This window comes from Nocardioides sp. P4_G10 (genome assembly GCF_056401175.1).
This window is the reverse complement of sequence record NZ_JBFUJV010000017.1, coordinates 23103-43572: the sequence shown is the minus strand read 5'-3', so window position 1 is coordinate 43572 and position 20470 is coordinate 23103. Positions and strand designations below refer to the sequence as shown.

General features: G+C 73.3%; 17 protein-coding genes. 11 read left to right on the top strand and 6 right to left on the bottom strand.

Annotated elements, in window-relative coordinates; all coding sequences use genetic code 11:
• Positions 1–49: 49 nt before the first annotated feature.
• The 8 genes from hutI (at position 50) to AC1DP1_RS16900 (ending at position 10297) form a co-directional block, all read left to right on the top strand.
• Positions 50–1243: an imidazolonepropionase gene (gene hutI, locus AC1DP1_RS16935; protein ID WP_477507818.1), complete on the top strand. Its 1194-nt coding sequence runs from the start codon at positions 50–52 to the stop codon at positions 1241–1243.
• Between the two features lie 398 nt (positions 1244–1641).
• Positions 1642–4590 carry a helix-turn-helix transcriptional regulator gene (locus AC1DP1_RS16930; protein WP_477507817.1) on the top strand — a complete coding sequence of 983 codons (2949 nt, stop codon included), beginning with the start codon at positions 1642–1644 and terminating at the stop codon, positions 4588–4590.
• Positions 4591–4672: 82 nt separating this feature from the next.
• Positions 4673–5770: a hypothetical protein gene (locus AC1DP1_RS16925; RefSeq protein ID WP_477507816.1), complete on the top strand. Its 1098-nt coding sequence runs from the start codon at positions 4673–4675 to the stop codon at positions 5768–5770.
• Between the two features lie 38 nt (positions 5771–5808).
• On the top strand, positions 5809–6579 hold the full coding sequence (locus AC1DP1_RS16920) for a sucrase ferredoxin (protein ID WP_477507815.1): 771 nt from the start codon (positions 5809–5811) through the stop codon (positions 6577–6579).
• A 98-nt stretch (positions 6580–6677) separates the two neighbouring features.
• Positions 6678–6938, top strand: a complete 261-nt coding sequence (locus AC1DP1_RS16915; RefSeq protein WP_477507814.1) for a hypothetical protein — start codon at positions 6678–6680, stop codon at positions 6936–6938.
• A 101-nt stretch (positions 6939–7039) separates the two neighbouring features.
• Positions 7040–8056: a JmjC domain-containing protein gene (locus tag AC1DP1_RS16910; RefSeq protein ID WP_477507813.1), complete on the top strand. Its 1017-nt coding sequence runs from the start codon at positions 7040–7042 to the stop codon at positions 8054–8056.
• Positions 8053–8955 carry a sucrase ferredoxin gene (locus AC1DP1_RS16905; protein ID WP_477507812.1) on the top strand — a complete coding sequence of 301 codons (903 nt, stop codon included), beginning with the start codon at positions 8053–8055 and terminating at the stop codon, positions 8953–8955. Before AC1DP1_RS16910 ends, AC1DP1_RS16905 begins: the two co-directional genes overlap by 4 nt.
• A 46-nt stretch (positions 8956–9001) precedes the next feature.
• Entirely contained in the window at positions 9002–10297 is a 1296-nt protein-coding gene (locus AC1DP1_RS16900) for an MFS transporter (protein WP_477507811.1), read from the top strand.
• Between the two features lie 12 nt (positions 10298–10309).
• On the opposite strand, the gene AC1DP1_RS16895 is transcribed toward AC1DP1_RS16900, so the two are convergent.
• From AC1DP1_RS16895 to AC1DP1_RS16885, 3 genes are all read right to left on the bottom strand, one after another.
• The gene (locus AC1DP1_RS16895; protein WP_477507810.1) at positions 10310–11320 is read right to left on the bottom strand and encodes a hypothetical protein; all 1011 of its coding nucleotides are present in this window, start codon (positions 11318–11320) and stop codon (positions 10310–10312) included.
• Positions 11317–11616, bottom strand: a complete 300-nt coding sequence (locus AC1DP1_RS16890; protein ID WP_477507809.1) for a hypothetical protein — start codon at positions 11614–11616, stop codon at positions 11317–11319. Before AC1DP1_RS16890 ends, AC1DP1_RS16895 begins: the two co-directional genes overlap by 4 nt.
• 206 nt (positions 11617–11822) lie before the next feature.
• On the bottom strand, positions 11823–12611 hold the full coding sequence (locus AC1DP1_RS16885) for a hypothetical protein (RefSeq protein WP_477507808.1): 789 nt from the start codon (positions 12609–12611) through the stop codon (positions 11823–11825).
• A gap of 125 nt (positions 12612–12736) precedes the next feature.
• On the opposite strand from AC1DP1_RS16885, the gene AC1DP1_RS16880 reads away from it, so the two are divergent.
• Entirely contained in the window at positions 12737–13264 is a 528-nt protein-coding gene (locus AC1DP1_RS16880; protein ID WP_477507807.1) for a hypothetical protein, read from the top strand.
• Here the strand turns inward: AC1DP1_RS16880 and AC1DP1_RS16875 are convergent.
• On the bottom strand, positions 13251–14465 hold the full coding sequence (locus AC1DP1_RS16875; protein ID WP_477507806.1) for an MFS transporter: 1215 nt from the start codon (positions 14463–14465) through the stop codon (positions 13251–13253). The two genes, AC1DP1_RS16880 and AC1DP1_RS16875, sit on opposite strands and share 14 nt — an antisense overlap.
• Before the next feature lie 108 nt (positions 14466–14573).
• Here AC1DP1_RS16875 and AC1DP1_RS16870 point away from each other — a divergent pair, with 108 nt between their 5' ends.
• Entirely contained in the window at positions 14574–16517 is a 1944-nt protein-coding gene (locus tag AC1DP1_RS16870; protein WP_477507805.1) for a M3 family metallopeptidase, read from the top strand.
• A gap of 78 nt (positions 16518–16595) precedes the next feature.
• Here AC1DP1_RS16870 and AC1DP1_RS16865 read toward each other — a convergent pair whose 3' ends face one another.
• Entirely contained in the window at positions 16596–18611 is a 2016-nt protein-coding gene (locus tag AC1DP1_RS16865) for a M4 family metallopeptidase (protein ID WP_477507804.1), read from the bottom strand.
• Between the two features lie 232 nt (positions 18612–18843).
• The gene (locus AC1DP1_RS16860; RefSeq protein ID WP_457184483.1) at positions 18844–19554 is read right to left on the bottom strand and encodes an SGNH/GDSL hydrolase family protein; all 711 of its coding nucleotides are present in this window, start codon (positions 19552–19554) and stop codon (positions 18844–18846) included.
• Positions 19555–19638: 84 nt separating this feature from the next.
• On the opposite strand from AC1DP1_RS16860, the gene AC1DP1_RS16855 reads away from it, so the two are divergent.
• Entirely contained in the window at positions 19639–20439 is an 801-nt protein-coding gene (locus AC1DP1_RS16855; protein ID WP_477507803.1) for a GNAT family N-acetyltransferase, read from the top strand.
• Positions 20440–20470: the final 31 nt, after the last annotated feature.

Here is a 20470-nt window from a genome sequence, read left to right as displayed (position 1 = left end):
GTTCGTCTCCTCCGCTGCGCTCCCCCGAACAACGCCGTGGGGACCCCGCATGAGCACGACCGTGATCACGGGCATCGGCGAGCTCGCCACCAACGACCCGGCGCGGACCGATGAGGGCGGACTCCTCGGGCTCGTGCACGACGCAGCGGTCGTCGTGGAGGGCAGCCGGGTCGCGTGGGTCGGTCCGGCCGCCGACGCACCCGCCGCCGACGTGCAGGTCGACGCCGGTGGGCGCGCGGTGATCCCCGGCTTCGTCGACTCGCACAGCCACCTCGTCTTCGCCGGCGACCGCTCCGCCGAGTTCGAGGCGCGGATGACCGGCCAGCCCTACACGGCCGGCGGGATCCGCACGACGGTCGCCAGGACCCGTGCCGCCACCGACGAGCAGCTCACCTCCCACGTCGCCCGGCTCGTCGCCGAGATGCGGGCCCAGGGCACCACCTCCGTCGAGATCAAGAGCGGATACGGGTTGTCGGTCCACGACGAGGCGCGCAGCCTCGCGGTGGCCCGCCAGTTCACCGAGGACACGACCTTCCTCGGCGCCCACGTCGTCCCCGCGGAGTTCCAGGGAGGCACCACCCCCGAGGACTACGTCGACCTCGTCACCGGCCCCATGCTCGCGGCGGCCGCACCGCACGCCCGGTGGATCGACGTCTTCTGCGAGGACGGCGCCTTCGACGTCGACCAGGCGCGAGCCATCCTCGCCGCGGGGTCCGACAGCGGCCTGCGCGGACGCCTCCACGCCAACCAGCTGACGTACGGCGGTGGCGTGCAGCTGGCCTGCGAGCTCGGCCTCGTCGCGGTCGACCACTGCACCTTCCTGAGCGACCTGGACGTCGAGTCGCTGAGGGACTCACGGACCATCGCGACGCTCCTGCCGGGCGTGGAGTTCTCCACCCGCCAGCCGTACCCCGACGCGCGCCGCCTGCTCGACGCCGGCGTGCGGGTCGCGCTGGCCAGCGACTGCAACCCCGGTTCCTGCTTCACGTCCTCCATGGCGCTCTGCATCGCGCTGGCCGTCCGCGAGATGCGGATGACCCCGGCCGAGGCCCTCCACGGCGCGACCGCCATGGGCGCGGCCGCCCTCGCCCGCGACGACGTCGGGGTCCTCGCGCCCGGCAAGGCGGCCGACCTGGTCCTCCTCGACGCGCCGTCGTACGTGCACCTCGCCTACCGTCCCGGCGTCCCGCTCGTCGCGGGGGTCTGGCAGGCCGGCCGGCCCGTCGTCGGCCCCTCGAGGTAGTCCAGTGAGAAGTGGCTGTCGATCTGCGGTAGACCCAGCCACTTCCCACTGGACTACCGCAGCCCGGCGGTGACGCAGCTACCTCAGACCCCGTCGTACGCCGTCGGGACCGCGTCTGAGGTAGCCAGCGACCCGTAGATAGGGCACGCGCCCGATGTCCCGGCCTACCTCATGGACGCAACCTCTACTCACGGTCCGGAACCGGGCCGAGGAGAAGAGGAGAAGGACATGTTCACCACCGACAGCTTCCTGGGCGCCGAGATGACCTACCGACAGGACAAGATCCGGAAGTACTACGGGCCCCTTCGCCGGACCCGTGTCCGCGCCAACGACACCCGGAAGTGACCCACACCGCGATCGACCCGCAGGTGTCGGACCGACACGACACAATGTGGTCCGTGCCGGCCCTGCGGACCACCGATCTCATCGGACGCGATGCCGAGCTGGAGCAGCTGACCGCCCAGCTCGGCATTCGCACGTCCGGAGACCCCTCGGGGCCCGGCGCCGGTGATCCCCGCACCGCCCCCGCCCGGGCCGTGCTCGTCGGCGGTGACGCCGGCGTGGGCAAGACCCGCCTCCTGATGGCCCTGCGCGACGCGGCCCTCGAAGCCGACTGGCAGGTCGTCGCCGGCCACTGCCTCGACCTCGCCGACAGCTCGCTGCCCTACCTCCCCTTCTCCGAGATCCTCGGTCGCCTCATGGCCGACCTCCCCGACGTCGCCGCCCGCGTGCTCGAGGTGCACCCCACCCTCGCCCGCCTCCAGCCCGGCCGCCGGATCCGCAGCAGCGAGACCTCGTCGGGCGACCAGGCCCTCGACCGCGGCAACGTCTACGACGCGTTCGGCCACCTCCTCGCCGCCGTCGCCGAGCGCGGGCCGGTCCTCGTCGTGGTCGAGGACGCCCACTGGGCCGACGAGTCCACCCGCGACATGCTCAGCTTCCTCTTCTCCCGTCCGGTGCCGGGCGTCGCGCTCGTCGTGTCCTACCGCGCCGACGACCTCCACCGCCGCCACCCGCTCCGTCGCCAGGTCGCGGAGTGGATGCGCCTGCGCGGGGTCGAACGGCTCCCGGTCGAGCCGCTCCACGACGACGACGTACGCCGCCTCGTCCGCGCGCTCCACCCGTCCACGCTCTCCGAGGCCGAATACGTCTCCATCGTCGACCGCGCCGAGGGCAACCCCTTCTTCATCGAGGAGCTCGTCGGCGCCGCGTGGTCCGGTCAGGTCCCCGGCGAGCTCGCCGACGTGCTGCTCGTCCACCTCGACCGGCTCGACGAGACGACCCGGCGCGTCGTGCGGCTGGTCTCGGTCGCGGGCCGTCAGGTCAGCCACAGCCTGCTGGCCGCCGTCTCCGACCTCGACTCCGCCGAGCTCGAGGCCGCGCTGCGCACCGCCGTCGACGCCCAGGTCCTGGTGGCCTCGCGCGGCGGCACCTACGCCTTCCGGCACGCGCTGCTCGGCGAGGCGGTCTACGACGACCTGCTGCCCGGCGAGCGGATGCGGTTCCACGCCGCCTTCGTCGCCGCGCTGGGGGAGGGCCGGGCCGTCGGCACGGCGGCCGAGCTCGCGCAGCACGCGCGGCGCGCCGACGACCGCCCGGTCGCCGTCCGCGCCTCCATCGAGGCGGGCGAGGAGGCGATGGCCGTCGGCGGCCCCGCGGAGGCGGCGACCCACTTCCTCGACGCGCTGGAGCTGGTCGACACCGCCCGCGAGCCGCTGCCCGGCGTCGACGCCTTCGCGCTGGCCCGCCGGTGCGCCGAGGCGTTGGTCGCCTCCGGGCGGGTGCACAAGGCCGTGAAGGTGCTGCGGGCGCGGCTCGCGGCCCTGCCGGCCGAGGGCGCCGCCGTCGACCGCGGACAGCTGCTCACGGCCCTCGCGTCGGCGCTCCTGCTCACCGACACCACCGACTCGCCCCGCGACATCGCGGCCGAGGCCGTCGAGCTGCTGCGGAGCGGCCCGCCCAAACTGCTGGCCCGGGCGCTCCTCGTCCACGCCCAGAGCCTGGGCGGGTGGCACGCCGACGAGGCGCGGAGCGTCGCGGTCCAGGCCCTCGAGCTGGCCGAGCGCAACGACCTCACCAGCCTCGCCGTCGAGCTCCACGCGACCGTCGCCGGGCTCGACCCCCAGGGCGGTGCGAGCCCGAGCGCCGGCTGGCGGGCCGCGGCCGAGCGGGCGCGGCGGGCCGGGCTGATCGAGCCCGAGCTCCGCGCGCTCTACCTGCTCGGCCGGCTCCACCACGACGAGGGCGACCTGCCCCGGGCCGTCGAGGTCTACCGCGAGGTGATCGAGCGGAGCGAGGTCGGGGGCCTGACCTGGTCGCCCTACCCCGCCGAGTCCCGGCTGCTGCTCGCCGTCGTGCTGACCCACCAGGGACTGCTCGACGAGGCGTGGGACCTCCTCGACGTCAGCGGCCAGAACCCGCCCATGGTCTACGAGTGGCTCTTCTTCGCCCACCAGATGCTGATCACCATCGGCATCCGCGGCCGTCGCAAGGAGCACGCCCTCGAGCGGCTCCGCGACTACTGGGGCACCGACGGGCTGACCGCCATCTCGTCCGGCGGCGCGGAGATCATGCGGGCCACGACCGCCGGCGACGGGTCCGGCGCGGTGTCGGTCTACGACGACGTGGTGGCGGTGGTCGTGCCGTTGTGGCACGAGTGGTTCCAGGCGCGGCTGCGTCTCGCGACCCTCACCCTGGCGGCGCTCGCCGCTGCGGCGCCGCGCCAGTCGGCCGAGGAGCGCGAGTCGGCGGCCCACGACGTCGAGCGCCTGATGGCCGACGGCGCCCGGGTGATCGACTTCTACGCGCCCTACGACGGCAGCCACGGCCCGGAGTACCGCATGTGGGTGGCCCGCCRCACCGCCGAGCACCTGCGCTGGCGCTGGCTGGCGCAGGTCGACCCGCCCTCGGCCGACGAGCTCGTCGCGGCCTGGCGCGCCGCCGAGGAGACCGCCGTCGCCTACGCCAGCGTCCCGGAGGTCGCGCAGACCCGGGTGCGGCTGGCCGGGGTGCTGCGCGCGGTCGGCGACGCCGCCGGCGCGCGGACCGTGGCCGACCAGGCGCGGGAGGCGGCCCACGCACTCGGCGCCCGACCGATGCTCGACGAGCTCACCGCCCAGGGGTCCGCGCCCGCGCCCGCCACCGGCACCCAGACGGCGACGCTCACACCGCGGGAGGGGGAGATCCTCGCGCTCGTCGCGGAGGGGCGCTCCAACGGCGAGATCGGCAAGCAGCTCTTCATCAGCACCAAGACCGTGTCGGTCCACGTGTCCAACATCCTGGCCAAGCTCGAGGCTTCATCGCGCACCGAGGCCGCCGCGGTGGCCCGTCGCCGCGGCCTGCTCTGAGACGCGGCCGCGCCGGGCGTTTGTCGGCCCTGCCCGCGGGTAGGTGGAACCCGTCCGACCGCCGGCCGCCCAGGAGCCACCCATGCACGCACGTCGCCTGACCACCGCACTCGCAGCAGCGGCGGTGGTCCTGTTCCCGGCTCTCGTCGTGGCGGGACCGGCCGGAGCCGGGTCGACCACGGAGCGCACGTCCGAGCGCACGTCCCAGCATCGTGCGCCCGACGTCGCCCTGACGACCCGCGACGTGCCGCAGGTCGCGCCGCCGGCGCCGATCGCGGTCGCGACGTCGTCGCGTGCCACCTCGCCGACGTCGGACCGGCCCTACCGTCGCCCGCTGTTCGCCTTCTGGGGATCGAAGTACAACCGCATCGACGGCTTCACGTTCACGACCGCGCTGCGCGGCTCAGGCACCGGCATCCAGCTCGAGGCGGCCTGGAAGACCTACCGCGGCGTGAAGCCGATCCTGCCGAAGAAGGTGTTCGTGCAGGCCCGCGTCGACGGCGGCCGGTGGGGCAAGGTCAGCGGCGCCAGCGGCAAGATCGGCAAGGAGTACGTCGTCGCCCGTGCGCCGGCACACGTCGTACCTGCCGGCGTGGCGTCCCAGACCGTCGACTACCGGCTCAAGACCAAGAAGATCACGAAGGGTCCCCGCAAGGCCCGCCGCAGCGTCGCGTCCAAGCCGGTCACGGTCACCTTCGACAACCAGGCGATGTACACCGGCGACCAGGCCCGGTTCTACGCCCCGATCGCGCAGCTGTGCCCCAACGCCAACATCCACCTCGACACCACCAACATCACCGGTGACCGCGGCGGCGTCTTCAGCTGGCAGCACGGCATCACCATCGACCCCGCCGACATGGCCGCCCGCGTCGACGAGCCCGAGATCTCCAAGCTGGGCACGGCGATCCACGAGTGCGCCCACATGAAGCAGTTCTACAACTGGGGCGGCACACGCCCCGGCCTCGCGGTGATGGAGGCGCGGTCCGCGGCGGTGTTCGTGGCCGACAACGACCCCGCCGGGCCGACCGTCCCGATGGCTCCCGACTGGGTGCCTCTCGAGCACGCCGCTGACTGCGCCAAGGAGCTCATCTCGCCCGAGCGCTACCGGACCTACGGCGGCTACTGCAACCCCGCGGAGTACGCCGCAGCGGGCCTGCTCTGGCAGAACCAGCAGTACTGAGCGCGGGCGGGTGGGACCCGTCGGTCAGACTTCTCCGCATGCCTGACTTCCGGTGCTCGATCGCCAGCCTCGTCGACGACGAGCCGATGGTCGGCACGGCGCCCACGGACGCCGAGGTCCTCCTCGTGGAGAGCCCCGGCCCGTGGGGGCGCGACGCCGTCAGCGACAACCGCCTCCCCGAGGCGGTCCGCGAGCACCTCGGCTCGGTGGACATGAAGGTCTTCCTGCTCCGCCGGCCCGACGGCAGCGCCGGTCCCGGCACCCGTGTCTTCCACGCCCGCGCCACCGAGACGGGCTACGACGTCCGCGCCGAGGTGCTCGACCGGCCCGAGGACCTCCTGCAGCTCGACCTCGCCCGCATGTCGGCGTACGACGGCCCGCTGTGGCTGGTCTGCACCAACGGCAAGCGCGACCGATGCTGCGCCGAGATCGGCCGACCGATCGCCGGCCGGCTCGCGGAGACGTGGCCCGAGGGGACGTGGGAGACCACCCACCTCGGCGGCCACCGGTTCTCCGGCACGCTGCTCGCACTTCCCAGCGGGATCACGCTCGGCAGGCTCGACACCGACACCGCCGTCGACGCGTGCGCCGCGGTCGAGCGCGGCGAGGTGCCGCTGCACTGGACGCGTGGCCGGGCGGGCCGGCCGGCACTCGACCAGGCGCGCGAGCTGCACGTCCTCGCCGGCGGCGATCCTGCCGACGAGCTCGTGACCGTCCCGGGCCCGCCGAGGCGGCAGTCGTGCGGCGACGACAAGGTGAAGGGCACCACCCGTTTCGAGGTCCGTGAGACGGAGACCGTCGGGGGCTGACCACGTCCCCAGGGGTGTGGGACGGTGGAGGTGGCGAACACCAGACTCGATGCCAGACCCGGGGCGGACCGTCCGTCGCGGCGCGACTAGGAGGATCCATGACCACTCCTGACAACCCCCTCGGCGACGACGAGATGACCACCGAGGGCGTCGATCCGACCGGCGTCGCAGCCGGGCCCGGCACGGACGCCGACGGCACCGACGCCGACGGCACCGACGCCGACGGCACCGACGGCGACTCGACCGATGCCACCGACGGTGACTCCACCGACGCCGACGGGACGGACGGCACGGACGCCGACGGGACCGACGGCACGGACGCCGACGGAACCGACCGGACTGACGGGACCGCGCTCTGAGCGCTCTCGACCGGCTCACCGGTGATGCCCAGACCTTCCTCGACAAGGTCTGGGCGTCCTCGGTCCACGTCCACCGCACTGATCCGTCGTACGGCGCCGAGGTGCTCTCGCTCGCCGACGTCGACCACCTGCTCACCGAGACCGCGATCCGCGCCCCCGCGGTCCGGGTCGCCCGCAACGGCTCCGTGCTGCCCGAGTCGTCGTTCACCCGAGGCGGCAGCCTCGCCGGCAAGCCGCTCACCGGACTGGTCGATCCGGTGAAGCTGATGCGCCTGCACGACGAGGGCGCCACCATCGTGCTGCAGGGCCTGCAGCGCTACTGGTCGCCCGTCGGCGACCTGGTCGCGGAGCTGGAGCTCGAGCTCGGCCACCCCTGCCAGGCCAACGCCTACCTCACCCCGCCGGGGGCCCAGGGCTTCGCGGTCCACTCCGACTCCCACGACGTGTTCGTGATGCAGACCCACGGCACCAAGATGTGGGAGGTGCACGGTGAGGGCGGCCCGGGCGACCTGCTGCTCGAGCCGGGGGTCGTGGCCTACCTCCCGACCGGCACGCCCCATGCCGCGCGGGCGCAGGAGTCGGTCTCGCTGCACCTCACGATCGGCATCAACCAGCTGACGTGGCGCAGCCTCGTGACGCGGGAGGTAGGACGCCTGCTCGCGGAGGTGCCCGACGACCACCTGCCCGCCGGCTACCTCGACGACCCCGCCCGCCTGTCCGAGGGCCTCGCCGACCACCTCGCTGGCGTCGCCGATGCCGTACGCCGCCTCGACCCCGCCGCGCTCGCCGAGGACCACGTCGAGGGCTTCGTCAGCAGCCGCCCGCCCCGCCTGGCCGGCGCCCTGCTCGACCGTGACGCGCTCGCGACCGGGATCGACGCCCACACACGTCTGCGCCGCCGGCGCGGGCACCCGTGCGTCCTCGTCGACGACGGCGACGCGGTCCGGGTGATGATCGGCGACCGCGTCCTCCGGGTGCCGTCGCGGGTCCGGCCCGCGCTCGAGCACGTCGCCGACCACGCCGACCTGACGCCCCACGACCTCCCGCTGGACGACGAGAGCGCGCTCGTGCTGAGCCGGCGGCTGGTGCGGGAGGGCCTGCTCGAGGTCGTCCGGTGACCGCCTTCCGGTGCGCGACCGCCAGCAGGGCCCGCGGCGACGAGCTCGCCGGCACGGCCTCGACGGTGCGCAGCTACCTGCTCGTCGAGCACCCCGGGCCATGGGGCACCGACGCCCTGCGCGACGCCCGGCTTCCCGACGGCCTCGGCGACCACCTGCAGGAGCAGTCGCGCCGGCACCGGGTGCGGGTGCTGCTCGTCCGGCGGCCCGGCAGGCGCGCCGGCGACGGACCGACGCGGGTGGTCGCCGCACGCGCCGCGGGCGTGGCCTCGTGGTCGGAGGCCGCCGACCTCGACCGGATCGACGACGTGCGTGACCTCGACCTGGCCGCGCTCGGCGCCGGCCGGTCGCTCGGCCTCGAGCCGGAGGACGCCCCGGTCCTCGCCGTCTGCACCCACGGACGCCACGACGCCTGTTGCGCCGAGCTGGGCCGGCCGGTCGCCCTCGAGCTGGCGTCCGGCCCGCACGCCGCCACCGTCTGGGAGACGTCCCACGTCGGCGGCGACCGGTTCGCCGGCAACCTCGTCGTGCTGCCGCGCGGGCTCTACTACGGCGGGCTCGACCCGCAGTCGGCCCGCGAGGTCGCGGCCGCCACGGCCAGGGGCGAGGTGCTCCTGGAGCACCTGCGGGGACGCTCGGACCTGCCGATGGCCGTCCAGGTCGCCGACATCGCGCTGCGCCGCGAGCACACACTGGTCGGGCTCGACGACGTACGCCCCGGCGCTGTCCGGGTCGACCACGACCTCACCACCGCCAGGTTCGCGGTGACCGGGCGCGGGGAGGTCGACGTCGTCGTGCGCCGGGTGGCCGGCGCCGACGCACACCAGCTCACCTGTGCCGCCCGCCGGGCGAACACGATCCCGGGCCACGAGGTGGTCGAGGTCCGCACCGTGCCCTGAGAAAGTCGCGTGCACCTGGACCCCGCGAGAGGGAGACTGACCGCTCGTGACCTGGACCGACCGGCTCCGAGCGATGCGGATGGACGTGACGCCGCTGCGCGAGTCGCGCGACTTCCGCCTGCTCTTCACCGCCGGCACCGTGTTCTACCTCGGCAGCATGGTCGCCTACGTCGCGGTCCCGTTCGCGATCTACGACCTCACCGGCTCCAACTTCCTCGTCGGTCTCGTCGGTCTCGTCGAGCTCGGGCCGCTCGTCGTGTTCGGCCTCTACGGCGGCGCGCTGGCCGACCACGTCGACCGACGCCGGCTCCTCGTCGGCACCGGGGTCGCCCAGGTCGTGCTGATGGGCGCCTTCGCCGGGAACGCCTTCTCCGCCCACCCGAGGGTGTGGCTGATCTTCGTCATCGCCGCCCTCTATGCCGCCGTCAGCTCGTTGCAGCGCCCGTCGCGCGAGGCACTGGAGCCGCGTACCGTGCGGCACGACCAGATCGCCGCGGCCAACGCGCTGAGCAGCTTCGCCATGCAGTTCGGCGTCCTCCTCGGCCCTCTCGTCGGCGGCCTGCTGGTGGCGTACGTCGGCGTCGGCTGGTGCTTCCTCGTCGGCATGGTCGGCTACTCGATCGCCACGCTTCTGTTCGCTGCCATGCGGCCCTACCCGCACGACGGCGAGACCACCCCGCCCAGCCTGCGCGGCATCCACGAGGGCCTGACCTACGCGCTGCGTCGCCGCGACCTGCTCGGCACCTACCTCGTCGACATCGCGGCGATGATGCTGGCGATCCCGGTCGTCCTGTTCCCCGCCCTGGCGCACGAGGTGTTCGCTCGCCCCGAGCTGCTCGGCCTGCTCTACTCGGCCGAGACCGTGGGGGCCCTCGTCGCGACCGCACTCAGCGGTTGGGTCGGCCGGGTGCACCACCACGGCCGCGCGATCGTGATCGCCGCCAGCCTCTACGGCGCCTGCATCGCGCTCGCCGGACTGATGCCGTCGTTCTGGCTGGCGTGCCTCTTCCTCGCGCTCTCGGGCGCGGCGGACATGGTGTCGGCGGTCTTCCGGTCGACGGTCTGGAACCAGACCATCCCGGACACGATGCGCGGCCGCCTCGCCGGCATCGAGATGCTGTCGTACTCGGTCGGGCCGATGGTCGGCGAGACCCGCGCCGGCTTCGTGGCGGACGCGTGGTCGGTGCGTGGGGCGATGGTCAGCGGTGGCGCCGCGTGCGTCGGCGGGGTGCTGCTCACGGCGGTGGCGTTGCGCGACTTCTGGTCCTACGACTCGCGTACCGACCCGTACGCCCTCGCCGAGCGTGAGCGGCGTGCTGCGGGAGCCGAGTCGTCCGACTAGGAGAGCGCCGGCTCAGCCCAGCCGGTCGCGGAGGTCGGTGGGCCGGTCGGCAGGCTGCCAGTCGGCCCGCTCGACGACGAGGCGGGGGCGTCCGGCCTCCGCGTCCTGGAGGTCGCGGGCAGCGCGGTTGGCCTGCGCCTGCTCGCGCTGGGCCACGGCCTCGGCGTCGCGCATCTCGACCCTGGACTCGATGAGCTCGCGGTGCAGCGCCTGGACCTCGGCGGCCTGGGCCTGGATCTCCTCGGGCGGGGCCTCGGCGACCACCAGCTCCTCGAGCCTGCCGAGCGCGGTCTGCTCCCGGCGCCGGAGCGCGTCCACGGTGGTGCGGGCCGCCTCTGCGGCGTCCCCGGCCTGCACGGCCTCGAGGGCCTCCTCGGCCGCCTCGCGGCGGAGCTCGCCGAAGCTCACCTGGTGGGCACCGGCGGGGACGACCTTGGCGCGGTCCTTGTCGGGGTGGACGCCGGCGTGCTCGGCCAGCGCCTTCACGAGCTCGCGGGTGGCGACCCGGCGGGCGTCACGCAGCTCGATCTTGGCCTCGAAGCACGCCTGGTAGGCCTTCCAGTCGCTCTCCCACGCGTCGGCCTGCTTCTGGGTGGCGTCGCCGGGCAGCGTCTCGACCGGCGGCCAGATGCGGTTGCCGCGCACCTCGAGGCCCTTGCTGACCGCGAAGTCACGCAGCTGCTCGAGGCCCTGGCGGTGCCGGCGCAGCACGTCGGAGTAGGCGTTGATCGCGCGGCCGAGGCCACGGAGGTTGTCGCGGACGGTCGCCGACTCCTCGTGGCGGCGGCCGGCGCGGTCGCGGAGCGTGTCGGCGGCCTCGCCTGTGAAGACGTCCTCCGACAGTGTCGAGGTGCGCTCGAAGGCGTCGACGGCGAGCTCGACCTTGGCGGCGAGCCGGCGCACGGAGTCGCCGTAGGAGTCGACCTCGTCGGGCTCGAGCCAGTGGTAGTGGCAGCCGATCGGGTCGCCGAACTGGAGCTTGTCCTGCTGGGTCTCGATCCGGTCGACGACGACCCGGGTCATGGCTTCACCTGGTCGAGCTCGGCGGCGAACGTGGCGGCCTGTCCGACCATCGAGTCGAGCTCGTCGAAGTCGATGATCGAGTCGTCGACCGCGCCGGCGAGGGTGCGGCACTTCTTCGCCACCTGCTCGGCGTCGTCGACCAGGCTGCGGACCCCCTCGACCAGGAGGTCGCGCCAGGGGAAGTCGTCGGCGGGGTGGTCGATGTCACCGAGCGCGGACCGCAGGTCCTCGCGGGCGGAGTCGAGCTCCTCCTTGGCGCCGCGCAGCGCCCGCTGGTTGATCGCGATCGGCCTCATGGCGTTCTTCTGCCCCGATGAACGGCGTCGAAACCAGAAGTCGTGGAACTGTGAACTAGGCGGTCACCCGGTCTGGACCGCACCTCGCGGATGCGCTGGCCGACCACGCCGTCGAGCGGACCGAAGCCGTACGCCCGCCCGACCGCTGAGCGCGGACCTCGGGCGGTCGAGGTCGTTCGGTCCGATCGACGGTCGGACCCGACGGGTCAGACGTGGCCGCTGAGCTGCGCCAGCCGCAGCTCGAGGCGCCCGAGGAGGTCGGTGCAGGCCTTCTCCGGCATCGCGGAGCGCTTGTCGCCACCCCGGGCGCACACCGGCAGCACGTCGATCGACAGCTTGGCGCCGCCGGCGAGCGCGCGCAGCTCGTCGAGCTTGTCGCCGAAGGGCGTGCCGCTGCCGGGGGAGTAGTAGTGCACGGCGGCGTCGACGTCGTCGGCGAAGAGGTCGGCCTTCGTGACCGCGACGACAAGCCAGGTCGGTCGGTCGCGGCGGACGGCCATGCTCGCGATCCGGTGCGACGTGATCGCCCAGTCCTCCAGCTCGGCGGCCAGCAGCTCCTCGCGGGTGGCGAGGGCCGCGCCGGTGGTGCCGCCCGTGCGGCGCGGGGTCGCGTGGCCCCACGCCACGACGTGCAGCACGCCGTCGACGGGTTCGTCGTGGAAGACCTCGTCGAGCGCGCCGAGCCGGGTGGCGGCGTTCTCGCCCGGCACGACCCGGAAGCGGTAGCCGCGCAGCCGCGCGTTGCGACGGGTACGACGCTCCATCACGGCCGAGCCGACGTCCGCCCCACCGGCCGACTCCGCGCTCGCACGCCGGGAGAGCCGGTCGGCCAGACGGGTCTTGCCGACGCCGGTCATGCCGGTCACCGCCACCGTCGGGTAGCGGTGCCGGAGGAGACGGGAGGCCCGGTCCGGGGCCTGGGAGAGCGCGGCGAGCGCGCCAGTGGCGATGGTGGTGCCGATGGCTGCCTTGCCGTGTCGCAACGGTGACTGCATGGCCCCATCCTGTCCGACGCGCGGTGGCAGGCTCGCCCGACGGGCGGGCGACTTGGACCCGCAACCGCTCGTCCCGGACAATGGCGTCGTCCCCGCTCCCGCATGAAAGGCACCCGCCCACCGTCATGGACACCGAGAACCGCCCCGTGCTGACCGGCCTCGTGGCCCTGGTCGGCGTCGCCGTGGCCATCGGCCTGCTCGGCGGGCTTGCCGTCCTCGTCGGGGTCAAGGCCGCCGGCATCGGCGACAGCACCGAGGCCACCAGCGACCCGACGTCCTCGGCGACGTTCCGGCTGCCCAAGCCCACGGAGACCAGCACCGAGACCACGCCCGAGGAGACGGAGCCCAGCCCGGGCGCCGAGACCTCATCGGAGGCGCCGGCGGAGGGCATCTCGCTGACGGCGACGCAGCAGTCCGTGAGCCCGATGCAGCAGATCGACCTGACCGGGACCTACCAGGCCGGCGAGGGCGCCATCCTGCAGGTGCAGCGGATGGAGAACGGCGCGTGGTCCGACTTCCCGGTGACCATGTCGGTCAGCGGCGGCACCTTCGCAACCTACGTCCAGACGAGCCGCACCGGTCCCAACCAGTTCCGCGTGGTCGACACCGACTCGGACGTCGTGTCCAACGAGGTGACGATCACCGTCGGCTGAGGGCCGCCGCCCGGGCCAGGTCCACGCGCCTGGTCCAGTAGCCGACCCAGCCGGCTCCGACCAGTCCGAGCAGGCCGACGGTCATGCACGCCACCGCCAGCGGCGCGACTGCGGCCACGGCGCTGACCAGCAGCGGCCCGCCCGTGCTGCCGATGTCGCCGCACAGCCGCCACGCGCCGAGGAACTGCGACCTGCCGTCGGCGGGTGCGGCATCCGCGCCCAGGGTCATCACGATGCCCGACCCGAGGCCGTTGCCGCACGCGATGAGCGCCATCACCAGGGCCACCGACACCGCGTCGGTCGCGAGCGGCAGCAGGAGGCACGCCACGGCCATCGACAGCACCACCGGCACGGCGACGACCATCCGGCCGCGGGTGTCCATCAGCCAGCCGCCCGGCCACATGAACGCCACGTCGAGGGCGGCGGCGCCGGCGAAGATGAGGGACGTCGTCGATGCCGACAGCCCGACGTGGTCGGCCCACAGCGGCAGGAGGCTGAGCCGCAGCGAGCGGCTCGCCCCGAGGATCACCACCGCGGTGCCCAGCGTGGCCAGCAGCCGGCGGTGCGCGGCGATCACGGTCCACACGCCCAGGTGGCCGGTCGCCCGGGCGGCGGCGCGCTTCTCCTCGCCGAGGTCGGGCATCGAGGCCGCGAGCAGGGAGGCGAGCACGGACATCGCGGCACCCAGCCAGAAGACGCTCGTCAGGTCGGAGACCGCGATCAGCCCGGCCCCGATGAGCGGACCGATGAGCACCCCGACGCGGTAGGACCCGCCCAGCAGCGACATCGCCCGCGCCCGGTGGCTCTCCGGCACGACGTCGATCATGAAGCCCTGCCGGGCGATGAGGAACAACGTCCAGCACACGCCGCTGAGAAGCACCCCGATCGCCAGCCCCAGGACGGAGTCGGTCAGCGCCGCGAAGGCCATCGCGCAGGCGTCGACGAGGCCCGCGCCCACCAGCGCCCGCCGCTCGCCGATCCGCGCGACCAGCGCGCCTGCCGGCAGGCTCGCGAGGAGCTGCCCGACCCCGAGGAGGGCGACGATCGCGGCCGCGACGCTGACGTCGGCCCCGAGGTCGCGGGCCCGAAGGGCGAGCACCGGCAGCATCGCGCCGTGGCCGATGGCTGAGACGACCGAGGGTCCGTACGCGACGAGGAGGATGTCGCGGAAGCGGAAGTCCTGCGTGGTCCCCGAGGTCACCGGCACATCCTCGCAGCGCCGTCCGGCGACCCGCCCGGCCGGACCGTCGTACGAACCTGTCGGCCTCGTGGTGCTGCCTGCCACGCCGGGCGCCCGTAGGCTCCAGACGTGGCCGAACCGACCGAGACCCAGCCCGTTCCCGTCGACCTCCCCGGGGAGGGTGACTGGCTCGCGTGGGTGGCGCAGCGCTGCCGCGACCAGCTCGAGGAGGCGCAGCAGCAGGTCGGGCTGGTGAAGGCCGGCTCCTCGGACGCCCCCGTCGTCCTGGTCGCGTGGAACAAGGCCGAGACGGCGATCGCCAACGCCGAGGCCGTCGCGCTGTGGGCCGAGGTCCACCCCGACGCGGCCGTCCGCGACCTCGCCGACGACCTCAGCCAGCAGGTGCAGAAGTACGTCACCGAGCTCGGCCTGGACCGCGACCTGTACGCCGTCTTCGACCGGCTCGCGACGTCGTCCGACCTCTCGGTCCTCGACGCCGACGGCCGCCGGGTGCTCGAGCACACGCTGCGCGACTTCCGCCGCGCCGGCGTCGACCGGGACGACGCCACCCGCGACCGGCTCCGCGCGCTCAGCGAGCAGAGCGTCAAGCTGTCGCAGGACTTCGGTCGCAACATCCGCGACGACGTCCGGTCGATCCGGATCGCGCCCGAGCGGCTGGTCGGCCTGCCCGAGGACTACCGCGCCGCCCACGCGCCCGGCGAGGACGGCCTCGTCACCATCACCACCGACTACCCCGACCTGGTCCCGTTCATCACCTTCGGCTCCGACGCCGAGGCCCGCCACGAGCTGGCCCTGGCGCAGAACAACGTCGCCTGGCCCGCCAACGACCAGGTGCTCCAGGACCTGCTGGCGGTGCGTCGCGAGACCGCGCAGCTGCTCGGCTACGACTCGTGGCCCGACTACGACACCGAGGTCAAGATGATCGGCAACGGCCAGGCCGTCGCCGACTTCATCGGCCGGGTCGGCGAGGCGGCCAAGGAGCGGGCCGGCGACGAGGTCGGCGTCCTCCTCGAGCGCAAGCGCGTCGACGACCCGTCCGCGGACGCCGTGGCCACCTATGACTCGCGCTTCTACTCCGAGCTCGTCCGGAGGGAGCAGTACGACGTCGACGGCCAGGTCGTGCGCACCTACTTCCCGTTCGAGCAGGTCCGCCAGGGCCTCCTCGACGTCACCGGCCGGCTGTTCGGCCTCGGATGGACGCCCGTCGCGCGCGAGGACGCCGGCACCTGGCACGACGAGGTCGCCAGCTACGACGTCGACCTCGACGGCACCCGCATCGGGCGGATCCACCTCGACCTGCACCCGCGCGAGGGCAAGTTCAAGCACGCGGCCCAGTTCGACCTGGTCAAGGGCATCGCCGGCGAGCAGCTCCCCGAGGGCGTGCTGGTGTGCAACTTCAACCGTGGCCTGATGGAGCACGACGAGGTCGTGACGCTCTTCCACGAGTTCGGCCACCTCGTCCACCACGTCCTCGCCGGCCAGGGCCATTGGGCCCGCTTCTCCGGTGTCGCCACCGAGTGGGACTTCGTCGAGGCGCCCAGCCAGATGCTGGAGGAGTGGGCCTGGGACGCCGACGTGCTGGCGACCTTCGCGCGCAACGAGGCGGGCGAGACCATCCCGGCCGACCTGGTCGCCGCGATGCGCCGGGCCGAGCAGTTCGGCAAGGGCCTCTACGCCGTGCAGCAGATGTCGTACGCCGCGCGGTCCTACTGGTTCCACGCCGGCCAGCACGACGACCTCACGTCCTACGGCGACGACCTGCAGCGCCGCTACTCGGTGTTCCCGCCGCTCGACGGCGCCCACATGCACTGCGCCTTCGGCCACCTCGACGGCTACTCGTCGGGCTACTACACGTACATGTGGTCGCTCGTCATCGCCAAGGACCTCTTCTCGGCGTTCGACCCCGACGACCTCTTCGCGGCCGACGTCGCCCTCGCCTACCGCGACAAGGTGCTCGCGATGGGCGGCCGCGAGGACGCCGCCGACCTGGTCGCCGACTTCCTGGGCCGGCCCTACTCCTTCGACAGCTGGGCTGCCTGGCTGGCGGAGTAGTCYGGAGCAGTCCGGAGCAGGACCGAGCAACGGGGCGGGGCAGCAGTGCTGCCCCGCCCCGTCACGGAGTGGCTGAGGTCAGGAGACGTTCAGCGCGGTGTCGTCGATCACGAAGCTGGTCTGCAGCGACGAGTCCTCGGTCATCGTGAAGCGGATGGTGACCGTCTTGCCCTTGTAGGCGGTGAGGTTGTGCGAGTACTGCGTGTACGTCGCGTTGGTGCCCACGTTGCTGAAGCTGCGCAGCGTGGTGGCGGTGCTCCCGTCCACGACCTGCACGCGCATCGTGTCGTACGCCGTCGACCCGCTCTCGGCGGTGTCGGTGCGGATCCAGTACGACAGCGTGGCCGCGGTCGCGTTGGACGGGACGGTCACCGTCTGGTTGACCGTCTCGGTGCTCGAGGAGCCGTTGCCGCCGAGCCAGAGCTTCCACGAGCCCGTGCGGGCCGCCCGACCGGTGTTGTTGGTGATCGGGCCGGCGGTGCCGGTCCAGGTCGTCGCGCCGGACTCGAAGCCCGGGTTGCCCAGGATGTTGCCGCCGGTGGGCGGGTCGGTCGGGGGCGTGGTGGTGCCGCCGCAGGTCGGGTCGGCGGTCTGGGCCGGCACGTTGACGGCGTTCCAGGCGGCCTTGACGGCGTTGAACTGGGCGCAGGTGCTGTCCAGGTTCTTGGCCGCGGTGAGCGTCCAGGTGCGGTACTTCAGGTAGTTCGACGAGCTCGTCTTCATCAGCATCGCGTTGTAGAGGACCTTGATGGCCGCCTGCTCGCCGAGGCCGGTCACGGACTGACCGTTGCACTTCGAGACGCCGCCGCGCGAGAGCAGGTAGAACCAGTGGTCGCCGGGGCCGGCGGCCGCGTGGACCTCGGCGGTCGGGATCGAGCTCGAGTAGCACGAGGGGTCACCCACGTTGGCGGGGTTGGAGCCGTCGCGGATCGGGCCCTGGCCGACGAGGTTCACCTCCTCGCCGACGGTGTGGTCGGGGGCGTCGTACGGCGCCACCTGGCCGTCGTAGTACTCCGTGGCCGCCGCGAGGGCGTCACCGATGAACTCCTGCGTGCCGCCGCCGGAGATGCCGCCGGGGGTCTTGTCGTCGACGCCGTGGCCGAACTCGTGGGCCACCACGTCCATCGAGGAGATCCATGCGCCGGCCTGGTTCTTGCCGACCTGGACCTGCGTGCCGTCGTAGTAGGCGTTGATGTCGTTGAGGCCGACGCGGATCGGGACCCAGCCGCCCGAGCCGTTCATGCCGCTGCGGCCGAGCCACGACGACATCATCGCCTTCATCTGCTGCGCGGCGTAGAGCGCGTCGACGCAGCCGGTCTCGCGGTTGGTCGCGTTGCCGTTGCCCCACAGGTCGTCGGTGCCGGAGAACGTCGTGTTGGTCGCGGCGTCCTGGCAGCGCAGCGTCGTCGCCGTCGGGTCGGTCATCGTGTAGCTGCTGCCCGAACCGCTGGTCGCGATGGGCAGCGGGTTGGGGCCGGAGTAGGCGGCCGTGCCGGAGCCGTGGGCGATCTGCTCGCGCGCCTCGAGGACGCTCCCGTCCTTGGCGTCGACCCAGACCTTCTGCCACGACACCTCGCCGGCGTCGGTACCGCGGACCTCGACCTCGTACGCCAGCCGGGTGCCGGTGTCGCGGTGCCAGATCACGAGCTCCGGGGCCGAGGCGTCGCTGACCTCGTCGACCTGGACCCTGGCGACGGCGGCCGCGCGGGCCGCGGGCACCTGGGCGGTGGTGGAGGCGATGTCGACCGGTGCCTCCTGGGCGACCGACGACCCGAGGACCCGGCCGTCGGCGTCGGCGAGGACGACGAAGTCGCCACCGACCACGCGCAGGCCCTCGTGGGTCCGCTCGTAGGCCATCGAGTAGACGCCGTTGTCGCCCTCGAGCGTGCCGGCGCGGACGAACGAGTCGGCGGCGGCGCGCTCCAGCGCGGTCGAATGGCCCTTGACCCAGGCGCTGGCCGCCTGCTGGGCCTCGAGGCGGGGATCGCCCGCCGAGGGTGCGGCGCCGGCCGAGGTGACGGTCGGAACCAGGAACGACGCAGCGACGGCTGACGCTGCGACACCGGCCAGGACGGCCGGACGGAGTGATTTCACTGGGGTTTCCAATCATGAGTTCGCGTCGGTCGACGCGAGGGTGGATTGGGGTGTTGCGGACCACTGCACAAACTCGCAATCGCCGGACGGGTCGTCAATGAGCGCGGATCTGCGTATTCGTGCAACGCGAGAAGATGCACCGTTCGGCCGATGACCGGACAAAAGTGTCCGATAGCCGGGAAGGGGTGCGACTGAGTCGCCGATCAGCGGGTCGGCGCGGAGCTCGGTCGGGTCAGCGGCCGAGCAGGGCGGGCCGTGCGGGTGTCACAGCCGTGAGGCGGTCCGCGACGGCGTCGCCGAACTCCCGGTGCCCGTCCTCGGTGAGGTGGAGCCGGTCGTCGAGGTAGTCCAGGTCGAGGTCGCTGGTGCGCACGTAGGGGACGCCGTACAGGTCGGCGAGCACCTGGAGCCGGTCGTCGACCCGGGGCACGGCACCGGCCCGGAGCGGGGCCGTCGCGGGACCGACGATCACCACGCGGTGGCCGACCAGGTCGGCCATCAGCTCGCGGAAGCCGCGGTTGATGGCGCGGTCGGGCTGGTCGTAGTCGTTCAGGCCGCCCTCGACCACCACGAGGCGGGGCTGCACGCCGAGCGCGGTCGGCGCGCGGTCGTGGAAGGAGACGCGACCGCAGCCGCTGGCCCCGGCGCTGAAGCCCGACCCGGAGAAGCCGCGGACGTGGACCTCGCCCGGGAGCCGGCCGGCCCACGACCGGGTCAGGTCGTCCTGCCCGAGGCCGACCGACCACGAGTCACCGATCACCAGGACCCGCTCGCCGCGACCCGTCACGACCGCCGCGCGCTCGCGGGCGTCGAGGCGGTGCTGCTGGCACCGGGTGGGTCCGGCGTCGGCGATGTCTGCGACGTAGAACGCCATCAGGGCAGCGATCAGCAGCGCGATGGTCGAGGCGCCGACGACCCGGCGCAGGTTCCCCCGATGGAGCACGAGAGAAGTGTGCGGCCTGGAGGCCGTTCCGCGCAGGCGAAAACCCCTGAGATTCCCCTGACTTCGGGACCTAGGCTGCCGCCCATGACGACCGACGCCCTCCTGGCGGCCTACGACGAGCAGCTCCGCACCGACGCCGAGATGGCCCGGGCCCGGGAGGTCGTGCGCGAGGGGCCGCTCCTGTGGGGCGTCTTCGACCACGGCGGGTTCGTGTCCTACCGCGACCTCGGCGGCCTCGAGGGGGAGGCGCTCGACGCGCTCATCGAGCGGACGGTGGCCCACTACCGCGACGACACCGACGTCGCGGCGTTCGAGTGGAAGTCGCGCGGGCACGACCGGCCCGCCGACCTGGGCGAGCGGCTCGTCGCCCACGGGCTCGTCGCCGAGCCGCGGGAGACGGTGATGATCGGCGAGGCGTCGCTGCTCGACGTCGACGTGCCCCTCGCCGAGGAGCCCGAGGGGCCCGTCGTCGTACGACGTCTCGAGCCGGGCCCGTCGGTCGTCGACGACCTCACCCGGATGCTCGACGCGCAGGAGTCGGTCTTCGGCACGGGTCGCGGGCCGTCGGTGGAGTCATCGCTGGCCGAGCTCGAGTCCGGCGACTCGGAGTTCTGGGTCGCCGAGGTCGGCGGCCGCGTCGTCTGCGGCGGCCGGCTCACCCCGGTCCCGGGCACCGAGTTCGCGGGCATCTGGGGCGGCTCGACGCTGCCCGACTACCGCGGCCGCGGGATCTACCGCGCGCTCGTGGCCGCGCGCGCCCGGTCGGCGACGGCCCGCGGCATCCGGTTCATCAACTCCGACTGCACCGACATGTCCCGCCCGATCCTCGAGCGCTCCGGCCTGCAGGCCGTGACCACCACGACGCCGTACGTCTGGACCCGCTGACCTCGAGTCGGCGCATCCTCGCGCCGGGTCG